Annotated in this window: 11 protein-coding genes and 1 pseudogene; 9 read left to right on the top strand and 3 right to left on the bottom strand. The window is 43.4% G+C overall.

Features of this window, described 5'->3' with window-relative positions:
* Nucleotides 1-21: 21 nt before the first annotated feature.
* Nucleotides 22-1,926 (bottom strand): chloride channel protein, encoded by a 1,905-nt coding sequence (locus V7K62_RS17665; protein ID WP_334866178.1) that lies wholly within the window; start codon nt 1,924-1,926, stop codon nt 22-24.
* A gap of 480 nt (nt 1,927-2,406) precedes the next feature.
* Here V7K62_RS17665 and V7K62_RS17660 point away from each other — a divergent pair, with 480 nt between their 5' ends.
* Nucleotides 2,407-2,793 (top strand): hypothetical protein, encoded by a 387-nt coding sequence (locus V7K62_RS17660; RefSeq protein ID WP_334866176.1) that lies wholly within the window; start codon nt 2,407-2,409, stop codon nt 2,791-2,793.
* Nucleotides 2,794-3,035: 242 nt separating this feature from the next.
* On the opposite strand, the gene V7K62_RS17655 is transcribed toward V7K62_RS17660, so the two are convergent.
* Entirely contained in the window at nt 3,036-3,920 is an 885-nt protein-coding gene (locus V7K62_RS17655) for an aspartoacylase (protein ID WP_334866174.1), read from the bottom strand.
* Nucleotides 3,917-4,972 (bottom strand): glutathione S-transferase family protein, encoded by a 1,056-nt coding sequence (locus tag V7K62_RS17650; RefSeq protein ID WP_334866172.1) that lies wholly within the window; start codon nt 4,970-4,972, stop codon nt 3,917-3,919. Before V7K62_RS17650 ends, V7K62_RS17655 begins: the two co-directional genes overlap by 4 nt.
* 312 nt (nt 4,973-5,284) lie before the next feature.
* On the opposite strand from V7K62_RS17650, the gene V7K62_RS17645 reads away from it, so the two are divergent.
* The 8 genes and pseudogenes from V7K62_RS17645 to V7K62_RS17610 all read left to right on the top strand — a co-directional run.
* The gene (locus V7K62_RS17645; protein WP_334866170.1) at nt 5,285-5,545 is read left to right on the top strand and encodes an NAD(P)-dependent oxidoreductase; all 261 of its coding nucleotides are present in this window, start codon (nt 5,285-5,287) and stop codon (nt 5,543-5,545) included.
* A 737-nt stretch (nt 5,546-6,282) separates the two neighbouring features.
* Entirely contained in the window at nt 6,283-8,028 is a 1,746-nt protein-coding gene (gene kdpA, locus V7K62_RS17640; protein WP_334866168.1) for a potassium-transporting ATPase subunit KdpA, read from the top strand.
* A 354-nt stretch (nt 8,029-8,382) separates the two neighbouring features.
* Nucleotides 8,383-10,524 (top strand): potassium-transporting ATPase subunit KdpB, encoded by a 2,142-nt coding sequence (gene kdpB / locus V7K62_RS17635; protein ID WP_334866166.1) that lies wholly within the window; start codon nt 8,383-8,385, stop codon nt 10,522-10,524.
* Nucleotides 10,525-10,530: 6 nt separating this feature from the next.
* Nucleotides 10,531-10,800, top strand: coding sequence for a potassium-transporting ATPase subunit F (locus V7K62_RS17630; RefSeq protein WP_334866164.1), 270 nt, complete (start codon nt 10,531-10,533; stop codon nt 10,798-10,800).
* Nucleotides 10,800-11,438, top strand: coding sequence for a K(+)-transporting ATPase subunit C (gene kdpC / locus V7K62_RS17625; RefSeq protein ID WP_334866162.1), 639 nt, complete (start codon nt 10,800-10,802; stop codon nt 11,436-11,438). Before V7K62_RS17630 ends, kdpC begins: the two co-directional genes overlap by 1 nt.
* 318 nt (nt 11,439-11,756) lie before the next feature.
* Nucleotides 11,757-12,083: a TrkA C-terminal domain-containing protein gene (locus tag V7K62_RS17620; protein WP_334866160.1), complete on the top strand. Its 327-nt coding sequence runs from the start codon at nt 11,757-11,759 to the stop codon at nt 12,081-12,083.
* Nucleotides 12,084-12,454: 371 nt separating this feature from the next.
* The gene (locus V7K62_RS17615; RefSeq protein WP_334866158.1) at nt 12,455-12,853 is read left to right on the top strand and encodes a hypothetical protein; all 399 of its coding nucleotides are present in this window, start codon (nt 12,455-12,457) and stop codon (nt 12,851-12,853) included.
* A 28-nt stretch (nt 12,854-12,881) separates the two neighbouring features.
* Nucleotides 12,882-13,085: pseudogene (locus V7K62_RS17610) on the top strand (DUF7219 family protein); the annotation flags it as partial.
* Between the last annotated feature and the right edge of the window lie 66 nt (nt 13,086-13,151).

Below are 13,151 nucleotides of genomic sequence, written 5' to 3'. Positions count from 1 at the left end.
GTCATTTGTAAAAACCGATGACTAATGACTAATGACTATATCTTTGGTGGGTAAAACTGGTAAATAGTGGCGAAGTGCCTTGCGCGTAACTGCTAAATTACAAGTTAATGCAATTTGCTCTTTTTCTAGTAAACCCAAAATGCGATCGGGTTTGTCTCGTGCTACTACTGGTAATTGATGCAAACCTCGAAGACTCATCCGGTCTAAAGCTTCAGATAATAGTTCATCTTGCCAGGCGTAGAGGATTTCAGTAGTACAAATGTCTATGAGGGTTTGACTCAATAAATTATCTGGAATTTCAGTTAGGGAATTTGGGTATGTTTGCCAAAGATCAAGGGCACGGTTAATATCTTCCAGAGAGAGTATACCAACTAATTGCTCTGCTTGATCAATTACTAAAGCACTACGGACGCGATCGCGGGTCATTTCCACAGCTGCATCTAACACTCCCAGAGTTGCAGGTAACTTTTTGGGACAGGGGTACATGGCATCTTCTACCAAAATTTGCTGCACAATTTCCGCTTGTTCATCTTTTAATTCCGAAAGACCAATTTGTTGTAGGTTAGAGTTAGAGTTAAAAGTTGGTTTAATCCTTTCCACTAGCCAAACACTCAAACCCACAGCTGCCATCAATGGTAAAACAATCCGATAGTCGCGGGTTAATTCAAACAGCATTAAAATAGCTGTTAACGGCGCTCTGACACTAGCCGCCAGTACTGCTGCCATTCCCACCATTGCGTAAGCTGGGGGAGCCGCCATCTGATCGCAAATTGCCGGGAATGCCACAGCCAGAATCTTGGCGTAAGCTGAACCAAAAGAAGCACCTAAAAACATTGCTGGTGCAAACAAACCGCCGATGAAACCACTACCTGCACTAATTGCTGTCATTAATAACTTCACCACCAACAGCACCACCAACAAGTAGAGTGGAAACTCCACATCCTGAAGCATTGCTTCTACAGTTTCATAACCGACACCTAGAATTTGTGGGAAGTGCAAAGCAACTGCGCCAATGATTACACCGCCAATAATTGGGTGAATCGGCTCAGGAATTCGTCCCAAAAAGGCAAAACCTGGAACCTTACCAGCAAAGCAGGCCTTTGCTGCCCGAATTGATTGAGTATAAGCCAGAGCAACTAAGCTGGCCCCTAAACCCAAGCCAAGATAAAGGGGTAATTCCAAGGGACTGCGAACTTGGTAAACAGGTAAATCAAAAGCAGGTTGTGTGCCCAAACCAATTTGGGCAACTAATGCTGCTACCACGGCCGCTAGCAGTACTACACTTACAGCAGAAGTCGCGAAAGATGTAGCTCCCATCACCACTTCTAGGGCAAAAAATACTCCAGCGATGGGAGCATTAAATCCCGCCGCAAGTCCCGCCGCCGCACCAGCACCCAACAGCAAACGTTGTCGTTCTTGAGATACATTGAGGATCACAGAGAACAACATCCCAAAATTTGCGCCAATTTCGACACTCGGCCCCTCTGGCCCCAAAGAAGCACCGCTTCCCAAAGAAACAGATGCAGCCAGCATTTTTGTAACTGGTCGTAGTGGTCGCCTAATCTCTGTTCCCTGAGAGGCGGCGATGAGAGATGAAAGTCCCGGGCCAAAGTCTTGAGTGCGCCAACGCATCAAGCCAACAATTAATCCGCCAAGGGTGGGAACGCAGGCTAAAGTCCAAGCACCCCAAACGCCAATTTGACCCATTAAATTTTCCAGCATCAACTGGTGAATCAGCTGGATTAAATAGTGAAAGGTGACTACACCCATACCAGTACCACCGCCAATGAGCATGGCTAAAAACAGCACAACAGTCTCTGGGGATGGTTGAAAACGATTAATTAGGTGAGCTAAACGAGCGGAAGGTGTAGGAAAGGCAGGTTGTTCGATTACCTTCCTCAGTTGAGTGGGAGGCAAGAGAGTCATTGAGAGGCGGGGTAAATGTAAGAAAAAATTTAAATTTTTATCTGTTACTTATCATTGTGAGCCATTATTTAGCAACCGGACAAGTAGACTTTATTTGCTTAACTTACAAAGCTTTAGCCAAAAATGTCATTGTGCAAAATTTTTGTGGGGAGAATGGTTAAATGAGAGACAATTATTATTTAAGGATCAGCGATGCCTAAAGTTGGGCGTAGCTGCGGCTAGTGGGGTGCGAGTGAGCGCCAACGCTGTTTTTTCTAAAGACAACAGAGTTTTTTCGACTGGGTGGACGCACCCGTAAACATTAACTAGGAGTCATCCTTGCCTAAATCTAGCTATACTCGTGTTGCGACCATTGAGCCATCCTTGGTAGTAATAGAATGTATGTATGGTTGATGCCTGATGTCAGACCATACATTATTGATCCCAATTCAATATAGCTATTGTTATAGAGCGAGTAAATGGACTAGGCGGACGAGGTAAATGAATATACACACTTTTGATAATCATTATGTTACTTGCCCAATTTGCCAAAGAAATGCTACGCCCAAACCAGTTAAAACGCGCATGGGCTTGTTTTGCTGTCCCTATTGCCAGGAAAGGCTAGTAGTTTGCCAAAGTGGTCATTATGTCCGCGATCCGTTTACTTGGAGACAAATGATGATTTCTTCAGCGCTACGTCGGCAAAGCCGACCTTTAGCGAGGATTCTCAGAGATTTTGTCTTACTCAAGCGTCCTATGGTAGCCTTGGCTGTAGGAAGTGCCATTTTCTTTGGTGCGATCGCCTTAACTCAAGAAAGGACAAGTTACGATCGCCAAATATTTCCCACAACAGAGAAAGTTAATGAACTAGGAAACAAATCTCAGTAAATGGATTACTTTGGTATAAATCAAATTCTACTTTGATTTTTGTAATATTATAACTAAATACTCTGATAAAACCGTGTCTTATTTACCCCAAATAGAACACGGTTTTACATAAATAGGTTTTAGCGTAGGCGTAGCCCGTCGCAGACATCGCGCTAGATATAGAAGTTATTAATCATTTGGATGCTCAATTTCTATCATTACTTCCAATCAAAAGCAATTATCCCAAAAATTTCCTCCACATCCTAGATATTGATTTGCTGCCTTTGGGTCAAACACATTGCAATTCCCTTTTCGTAATAAGCTGCCTCATTAATAAAAATCGGCCAAACGGTAGATGCACCCTCATAAATAATTGTTTTACCGTCAAAGCTTATAAAAATTGGATCTCCTGGGTTCAAGGCTTGATAATCCTTATCCTGAAGCTCTGGATGAATCATCCCAAAGATTGTACCATCCGATTTTTTCGGGTAGTCTACAACTGATAAGTGGTCATAGAGAATCAACGTTTCGTTATTTGACGAGATTTTACCCTGGTTAAACTGTTCTAGGTAGTCCAGAAGCGCCTGAACAAGTTCCTCTGTTTGTTGGAACAGCGTTGCTTTTAAAACACCTTGGGCAATGGGGCCAACCTCGATCGCAAAGCCTAATTCGCACAGAGAATTTACAAATGGGTTTTCTTCAATAGATTGAAAAGAGCAGCGATAAATTCTCACCAAAGGATTAATCTGGCTCAGATAAGCAGCCAATTTCAAGTTTAAGGGATGACTGTTTACCAAAATAATTGTCAGACCCATATTAGCTGTACTGCTGTGTAAGTCTAAGATGAAATCTGCTTGTTTATCCCCATTTGATGCTAGGGTATATTGGATTAATTTAGCTTGCAATTCTTCGTAACTTTTCAAAGTCGGATCTTGTAAATCTTGCTTGAGAAAACAGCGATTTAAATCCTTCTCTACATATCGTCTCCCTGCGGCAAAAGCATTAGGATTTGCTAACAGCGTGACTGTTTCAAAACTTGGTCTAGTAATTAAATCGGGAAACTGGGCAAATTTCTGGATTAGGTAGGCTCCTGTAAACTCATTGCCATGAGTTCCACCAACAATTGCAACTCGATTAATCTGGTTCATGAAGCATTCACCTTGCCGATGCGATCGCGATCGTGTGGTTGATTAAGATAAGACATATCAGGGCCATTGGGAATAATTCCGCCGGGATTGAGTGGGAATAGGTTCCCGTAGTAGTCCCGCTTCACAGCTTCTACGTCGCAAGTGTCAGCCACACCTGGAAGCTGATACAGTTCACGTAGATAAGCTCCGAGATTCTGATAGTCTCGAATTCGCTGCCTATTGCATTTAAACAGCCCATAGTAGGCACTATCAAACCGAAATAATGTTGTAAATAAACGCACATCTGCGAGTGTCAGATGTTCTTTGCAGAGATAGCGATTAGTCTGCAATGCAAGATCAATTTCATCGAGAGTTGCGAACAGTTCATTACAGGCTTGATTGTATGCTTCCTGGCTTTGGGCAAAGCCGCAGCGATACACGCCGTTATTTACCGCGTGGTAAATCTTCTCATTCCACCAGTCAATTTTCTCTTTAAGTTCTTCTGGGTAAAGATTTAGCGTCGGATTGTTGGCGAACTCGTTAAACTCAGAGTTCAGCATAACGATAATCTCTGAACTCTCATTATTGACGATAGTTTTTGTTTGATTATCCCATAGTACTGGCACTGTCGAGCGTCCACTGTAGCCGGGTTCTGCCTTCTGATAAAATTCAGCCAGTGTGCGACAACCTGCTTCTTCTTGGTTAAATATCCAACCGCCTTCAATGGGAGAAGGAGAGACGATACACACTGATATTACCGCTTCGAGTTTTTTGAGCGATCGCACAACCAAAGTTCGATGTGCCCAAGGACAGCCCAGCCCAACATAGAGTTTGTAGCGTCCCGTTGCTGGTGGGTATGGATTCCCTGACTCTGTGCCGATAAACTTGCGAAACTGGCTATTAGGACGAATATACGCTCCCGACTGATTGCGAGGGGCCAGGTTTGACATCATTATTTGCCACATACTCGTCCAGACAAATTTTCCCAACCAGATAATCAGCTTGGGAGGAAGCGACTTGCCCTTCTTCTTGGGGAGATTTTTCTCGTCATCCATTGGAGTTGAGTTAGTCATAAATTTGTACTACAGCACCACGGATAAACATCTATATTCAGGGTAGACTAAGCAAAGACAAAATGAACCAGTAATATATCTCTTTGAAGAGATAAAAGGTTCAAGAATTATCCTTCAAGCTAAAGTCTTCGTCACTCGTCGCCTACCCATCGAATTAGAGCAACTGCGATCGCTCGCTACTGTGGAAGTTTGGCCAGAACGCCAACCCCCTCCCTACGAAATTTTACTAGAAAAAGTTAAGCAAATAGATGGTTTATTATGTCTGCTGACTGACCAAATCGATCGCCAACTCATCGAGTCAGGGGTGCTACCTTGGGGATTGTTGGTTTTGGGCGGATTGGTCAAGCGATCGCTCGTCGTGCCAAAGGGTTTGAAATGCAGATTTTGTATACGAGTAGGCAACGATGCAGCCCAGAATTAGAACAATTTTTAGGTGTGGAGTTTGCGACGTTAGAACACTTACTGCAAGAGTCTGACTTCGTGACGCTCCATACACCATCGAGTGATGATACTTATCATTTGATTAGCGATCGCTTCGCTAATTGTGTCAACCCTGAAATTTATAACTCATAATTCATAATTCATCTTAGAGGATGTTTGAAAAGTCCTTTTCTTAGTAGCAAAACGTTTTATATCCCCCGATAAATTGGGGGACTTTGATTCCGGTTCCCCCCTTTTTAAGGGGGGTTAGGGGGGATCAAAGTGCCTAAAATCACAGCCAAATACTTTTAAAACATCCTCTAAGAATCATATTTGATTTCTGAAAAAATCTCGGTAGTCTTGTAGTGAACTGTCATGGCTTTAATGTTGCAAAAAAATTGCTTTGTTGGGTGGAGGCTTTGCGTAACCCAATATCCTGATATATGTTGGGTTGCGCTCCGCTCCACCCAACCTACGTCTAATGCACTATTTTAGCCTAGAGGGTTCACTACGTGGATTTCAAAAATCAAATACTAGTCCTATATAAACTTGAAAATTGCTGTAATCTTCAAATACTCAGTTAGTTTTAGCGCTAAATAGCTATTTGTTTAGTATTTAGCTGTCCTTCTATATTTGCAGATATATAGCGAGATAAACGCTCGGCAAAATTCTATATATATATAAATATATTTCTGAGATAGCCGAGTTTAAATATCAATTTATACCTTGTGTTCTTTCACAAAAAGCTCGATGATTGATTCAGAAAGTCCATAGTTATAGGTTAGTTAGTCAATAATGATGCCGATATAATTCATAAGTTTTTACGATTCATAGAAAGAAAATATCTGATATTAATCTTAAATCTACTCATGTTGGAGTTTGATTAACTCATGCTAGAAGGATGGATTCAAATTGTATTAACGCTACTAATTGTCGTAGCAATTACTCCCATTTTTGGGCGCTATATGGCGCGTGTCTACCTAGAGCAAAGTACTTTTCTCGACCCGATTTTGAATCCGATTGAGCGAGTGCTTTATTCATTGGTTGGCGTTAAAGCCAAAGAAAATATGACCGGCTGGCAGTATGGGCGGGCAATTATATACAGCAACGTAGCAATGGGGTTGCTGATTTTCTTGATCATTATGAATCAAGGATGGCTGCCATTAAACCCAACCAAAATAGATGCTCCAACCTGGGATACAGTACTGCATACTACTATTTCTTTTATTACTAATACCAACCAGCAGCACTATTCTGGCGAAACCTACATGAGCTATGGCAGCCAAATGTGGGGACTTGGTTATCACATGTTTACCTCTGCTGCCACTGGTTTAGCGGTGGGGATTGCCTTTATTCGCGGATTGACTGGTAGATCGTTAGGCAACTTTTATGTAGATTTAATTCGCTCGATTACGCGAATTTTGCTGCCTATTTGTATTGTCGGCGCGATCGCTCTGATGGCATCTGGCGTTCCCGAAACACTGGCGGGTGCAATTGTATTCCCCACCTTGGAAGATCCGAATATCAGTCAAGCGATCGCTCGTGGCCCAGTAGCCCATTTTGAAATTATCAAGCAATTAGGGGAAAACGGCGGCGGCTTTTTCGCCATCAACTCCGCACACCCCTTTGAAAATCCCAACGGATTTTCTAACTTGATTCAGATTGTCGCCATGCTTTCGATTCCTACATCCCTAATCTACACTTATGGGTTGTTTGCGAATAACACTAAGCAAGCCTGGTTAGTCTACGGTATGGTCAGCGTACTTTATGTAATATTTATCATCGTTACTGCCATTGGCGAATACAACGGCAATCCGGCTGTGAATGCACTGCTGGGTAGTCAGCAACCGAATTTAGAAGGCAAAGAAGTCCGGTTTGGTTGGGCACAATCTGCACTATTTGCAACAAGTACAACCGGCACCATGTGCGGCGCAGTCAACAGTTTGCACGACTCCTTTATGCCCAACGGTGGTTTTATTACCCTTTCCAATATGTTCCTGCAAATTATTTGGGGTGGACAGGGTACAGGAACCGCTTATCTATTTGCTTACCTAATTCTGGCTGTGTTCGCCACCGGGCTGATGGTGGGACGCACACCAGAATTTCTCGGACGCAAGATTGAGAAGCGCGAGGTTGTACTTGCTAGTTTTTTGATTCTGCTAGTTCACCCGATCGCAATTATGATTCCCGCAGGTATTGCCTTGGCGTTTCCCGATCAACTATCAGGAATTAGTAACCCCGGCTTCCACGGATTTGCTCAAGTCATCTACGAATATGCCTCAGCTGCTGCTAACAACGGTTCGGGGTTTGAAGGCTTGGGAGATTCACAACCTTCACCTTTGGCAATCGCTACAGGTACAGCACCAACTTTAACCGCTTTGTGGTGGAACTTGAGTACCTGCTTCAGTTTAATTGCTGGACGCTATGTTCCCATCATCGGTTTGCTGTTTTTAGCAGATAGTATGTCTCGTAAGCAAGCTGTTCCCTACACAACTGGTACATTACGAACCGATACCGGATTATTTATAGGCGTTACCGCAGGTGTGATTTTAATCCTGGGCGCACTTACATTCTTCCCAGTACTGGCATTGGGGCCCATTGGTGAAGCTTTCTTTATCGCTAAAGGTATCGGCTAGGGATTGGGGAGTGAGGGATGAGGAAAGTAGGGGAGAAGAGGGGCAGAGGAGAGTTAGAACTGGATTCATCCACCTCGGAACTCGGTTCATCGACCTCGGAACTCGGTTCATCGACCTCAGAACTCGATTCATCGACCTCGGAACTCGATTCATCGACCTCGGAACTCGGTTCATCGACCTCGGAACTCAATTCATCGACCTCGGAACTCGGTTCATCGACCTCGGAACTCGGTTCATCGACCTCGGAACTCGGTTCATCCACCTCGGAACTCGGTTCATCCACCTCGGAACTCAATTCATCGACATCGGAACTCGGTTCATCCACCTCAAAGACTCATGCTCAAAATTTAATGTATGCCAATTACTACTGATTCTCCCTCGCCCCGTATTCCATCTGGAACTCGTGACTCGCGTAGGCACACCCCCAAAGCCGATATGCAGGGACTTTACCAAAGAGCAATTCGTGAGTCATTTATCAAGCTCGATCCGCGAATTACTGTCAGAAACCCAGTTATGTTTGTTGTTTGGGTGGGGACAATTGTCACCTTGCTTGTTACCCTCAACCCAAATCTGTTTGGTACAATCCAGGCAGATGTTAATGAACAACGCCTGTTAAACGGGTTGATTACCTTTATTCTCTTTTTCACCCTCGTTTTTGCCAACTTTGCCGAAGCTGTAGCTGAAGGGCGCGGTAAAGCTCAAGCTGATTCACTGCGATCGACGCGATCGGATACGATCGCTAACAAAATTCTCCCCGATGGTTCTATACAACAAGTCAATTCTACAGAACTGCGACGGGGCGATTTGGTCAAGGTGGTTGCAAATAATATGATTCCCGCCGATGGGGATGTGATTAAAGGCATTGGCTCAGTGGATGAGTCGGCAATCACTGGGGAATCTGCCCCGGTATTGAAGCAACCAGGTACAGATATTGCCAGTTCGGTGACAGGCGGTACACGCTTGCTCTCCGACGAGTTGACAATTCGCATTAGTGCTGATCCTGGTCAAGGCTTTATCGATCGGATGATTGCCTTAGTAGAAGGGGCAGAACGTAGCAAGACTCCCAACGAAATTGCTTTGACGGTATTGTTGGCAGTGTTAACACAAGTATTCTTGATTGTGGTAGCGACAATGCCCCCATTTGTTGGCTACATCGCCACCTTTATCAGCACGTCCTTTGGAGTTGAGGCAGGAAACAGTTTGCGGGCGGGTGCTAGCGTTGCTATTCTCATCTCGCTACTGGTAGCTTTGATTCCCACAACTATTGGTGGTTTGCTCAGTGCGATCGGGATTGCCGGGATGGATAGAGTTGCCCAGTTTAATGTCATTGCGACCTCTGGTCGAGCGGTAGAAGCTTGCGGTGACATCAACACCCTGGTGCTGGATAAGACAGGCACGATCACCTTGGGGAATCGGATGGCTGATGAGTTTATTCCCCTGGATAATCACTCAATAATAGACGTGGCGCGAGTCTCCTTAGCTGCTAGCTTGTTTGACGAAACGCCAGAAGGTAAATCGATTGTGATTTTAGCAGAAAAGTCCCAGGCTGGGGTAGACTTTAACATTGACAAAGCCGAAGGTGTAGAATTTTCTGCTAAAACCCGGATGAGCGGTACAAATTTACCCGATGGCAAACAAATTCGCAAAGGTGCAGTGGATGCCATTAAGGGATTTGTCCGTTCCCGTGGCGGCAATGTTCCTGATGATATAGACGAAGCTTATGAGCGAGTTTCGCGGTTAGGCGGTACACCCTTAGCTGTTTGCCAAGATGACAAGATTTATGGTGTCATCTACCTCAAAGATATAGTCAAACCCGGTCTGCGGGAACGATTTGACCAACTCCGCCGCATGGGTGTTCGCACCGTCATGCTCACAGGTGACAACCGAATTACCGCTTCGGTAATTGCCCAAGAAGCCGGAGTGGATGATTTCATTGCTGAAGCGACTCCAGAAGACAAAATTGAGGTGATTCGCTCGGAACAATCTCAGGGTAAACTGGTGGCAATGACCGGAGATGGTACGAACGATGCTCCTGCTTTGGCTCAAGCAAACGTGGGTGTGGCAATGAATTCTGGGACGCAAGCTGCCAAAGAAGCTGCTAACATGGTGGACTTAGATTCAGACCCCACGAAGCTAATTGACTTAGTAACCATAGGTAAACAGTTGCTAATTACTCGTGGAGCCTTGACAACATTCTCCATCGCTAACGATATTGCCAAGTATTTTGCGATCATTCCCACGATTTTTGCTGCGGCTGGAATCGGCGCACTTAATATTATGGGATTAAAGAGTGCCCAATCTGCGATCGTCTCGGCGCTGATTTACAACGCCTTGATTATTCCGGCACTAATTCCGCTAGCACTCAAAGGCGTGAAGTTCTTACCTTTAACAGCAGATCAATTGCTACGTCGTAACATCTTGATCTTTGGTCTTGGCGGTATCGTTGCTCCCTTCATTGCCATCAAACTGATAGATATTATCCTACCTTTCTCTTAATTTACTATGAAACCCGATCAGATTCGACGCACTATCGCTGCATCCCAAGTATTAGAAGAAATAACTGAAATCTGGTGTCAATGGCGCAGACAAAAGCTGCCACTGTATTTGTTCTTGGCGATGTGTTTCAACCTAGTGGTTGCACCTATAGTCTATGCTGCTACTGGTGAACAACTTTCCCGCAGTCAATCTTGGGGATTGGGGCTGTTAGGAATGGTGACACTAGGGCTTTCCATCTATCTATTTTTTGTCATGTTTGTACCGGAGAAATTCTAATGAGTTTTGCACGCGAAGCTGGTAGAGCTGTTCGGTCTACCTTGGTACTCTGGGTTATTGGAGCGATTATTTATCCTTTTGCAATGATTGTCATTGGGCAGATTGTGTTTCCCTTTCAAGCAAACGGTAGTCTCCTGAAAAATAGCACAGGTCAAGTTGTCGGTTCTGCTTTGATTGGTCAACCTTTTAGTAGCGATCGCTATTTTAACAGCCGTCCCAGTACCACCAGTTACAGCACAGCCGATCCTAAAAAGGACGATGCAGGAGTTTTGAAAACCGGGGTTTCTGGCGCTAGTAACTTGGCTCCCAGTAATCCCGCATTGCTGGAACGCATTAAAGGTAAAGATGACCCAGACCCCAGCAAAAAGGTAGAGGGTGACTTCAATCGTCTGAAAAAAGCAGGTGTGCAGCCGACTGGCGATTTAGTCTATACCTCTGGTTCCAGCCTTGACCCGCATATTACCCCGGAAGCTGCGATCGCGCAACTTGCACGAGTAGCCAAGGCGCGGGGAGTTCAACCGAACCAACTCGAAACTTTAATTTCTCAAAACACCGATGGTCGCTTTCTCGGCATCTTTGGTGAACCTGGGGTTAATGTGTTGAAGTTGAATTTAGCTCTGGATCAGATTAAAGGATAAAGGCTTGGGAAATAGCGAAAAGGGGAGTGTTCCTGATTATTGCTACACCTCTGATTCGGAATAGTTATTTATAGCAATCCTTAATGAGTACTTAAAATCGAAAATCTGAGATTCTCGACTTATTAAATAAGTCGAGAATCTTATTTTAAGTAGGACTATATCAAATCTATATCTCTAAATATATACTTATTTAGCTAATCAATAAACACATATTTACTTGGCTTAATACATTTTATATATCTTCAAAATATATCTCAAAAAAGTATATTATTTTTGCGTAAAGTATTGCACAATACTATTAGAGTTAAAAAATATTTTGTGTTGAAAAACAAAAAAGCTTTAGAACCAAGCTTGTTTGCTGTTTCCATCGAAGATAATAGCGTTTACTGCGGCATTCATTTAACTGATATTCAGTTACCGAATCAATGCGTTTTTCTAGGAATTCTAAGAGAAACTCAAGTCATTTCAACAACAGATAATCCTACTATTTACGCCGGAGATTACATTTTAGCAATAGCAACCCATCCAATGATGATTCCCGCTCTCAAAGTTACTCTAAAAAAAATCCATTCTGTTTACTATTCCCTCAACAGTTGCTTATTGGAAGCTCGACCAACAGACAGCCAATCTGTTAATTCAGATTAGAGACTGACAAGAAATAAATTATCCATTTTGTGGGGTGGGCAGGAAAGCCCGCCCTGAATATAGGACGGGTGTTCGCGTCGCGGCACGTAGTGCGGACACCCATCCCACAAGAGAATTTGGGATGTTTTTTTATTTGTCAGTCCCTTAGTCAGAGCTATCAAGTACTTTCAATTCCACATATTATTAGATAGATGAATATTTACCGAATAAAGGCAGAGGGTAGTACGAGCTTGCGGCAGGAAGAAGAAAATATATTTTTGCCCTCTGCCACTTTCTTGATCAGCCGCCTAAATTTATTTATGGTGATTCCTCCTACCTCCTGCTGACTTAACTTTACTGAATCAGAGTTCGACTAACTAAAGGTTTCTAATATGCATACTTCGGAGCTTTTCCGACTTTATGTATCCGCCCAAAAAAGTGTTCATCAGTCCACCCTGATTGAAGCTAACCTGGCTAAGGCAACACATAGTGACATAAAACCACAGGACGGAGACATTCCCTTTGCAGCAGTATTTTTGGCTCACATTTCCTTCATGTTAGTTTGGGCAATTGTCGTTTTTCTCGTTTCATTTGTCTGCAAGGCACTAGAAGATCCCCCAGAAAATACGGCACAAGATAAAGACGAAATAGTAAGCATCAAACATTTAGAGCAACATACCTGTAAAAAATGCCGATTTTTTAACAATAACTATTTTCTAAAGTGTGCAGTACATCCTACCACTGCTCTAACGAAACAAGCACTCAATTGCTCTGACTACAGCCCTAAATAGGTGAGTTTCTCGATATGCTTATAGCGATCGCTACCACGGTCAATTTCAGCCAAATAACCTAGTATTTAATGCCAACCTCCAAGAAGTTTCTCAAAAAATTAGCTATATCACTAGTTTAAAAACTGGTGGAAAACTATCTCCAGAAAAAGCTTTTGACCAAATAGAAGCACTCTGTAAACAGTTGGAGGATAGTAAAAATAAACTAGGAATTGGTAGCGATCTATCGGTTTAACTTAGTTGAATAATTCTGATATAGCTGTAACAAGAGTGATGCAGTGATTGTGACGCTGAGAACGTT

The sequence above is a fragment of the Nostoc sp. genome, from assembly GCF_036917935.1.
Classification (GTDB): Bacteria; Cyanobacteriota; Cyanobacteriia; order Cyanobacteriales; family Nostocaceae; genus Nostoc.
This window is presented reverse-complemented; position numbering and strand designations above follow the sequence as displayed.

Bases quoted from the DNA above. Each gene is read 5' to 3' on its own strand.
- V7K62_RS17665 (WP_334866178.1), bottom strand. From the start codon at position 1,926: ATGACTCTCTTGCCTCCCACTCAACTGAGGAAGGTAATCGAACAACCT.
- V7K62_RS17660 (WP_334866176.1), top strand. From the start codon at position 2,407: ATGAATATACACACTTTTGATAATCATTATGTTACTTGCCCAATTTGC.
- V7K62_RS17655 (WP_334866174.1), bottom strand. From the start codon at position 3,920: ATGAACCAGATTAATCGAGTTGCAATTGTTGGTGGAACTCATGGCAAT.
- V7K62_RS17650 (WP_334866172.1), bottom strand. From the start codon at position 4,972: ATGACTAACTCAACTCCAATGGATGACGAGAAAAATCTCCCCAAGAAG.
- kdpA (WP_334866168.1), top strand. From the start codon at position 6,283: ATGCTAGAAGGATGGATTCAAATTGTATTAACGCTACTAATTGTCGTA.
- kdpB (WP_334866166.1), top strand. From the start codon at position 8,383: ATGCCAATTACTACTGATTCTCCCTCGCCCCGTATTCCATCTGGAACT.
- V7K62_RS17630 (WP_334866164.1), top strand. From the start codon at position 10,531: ATGAAACCCGATCAGATTCGACGCACTATCGCTGCATCCCAAGTATTA.
- kdpC (WP_334866162.1), top strand. From the start codon at position 10,800: ATGAGTTTTGCACGCGAAGCTGGTAGAGCTGTTCGGTCTACCTTGGTA.
- V7K62_RS17615 (WP_334866158.1), top strand. From the start codon at position 12,455: ATGCATACTTCGGAGCTTTTCCGACTTTATGTATCCGCCCAAAAAAGT.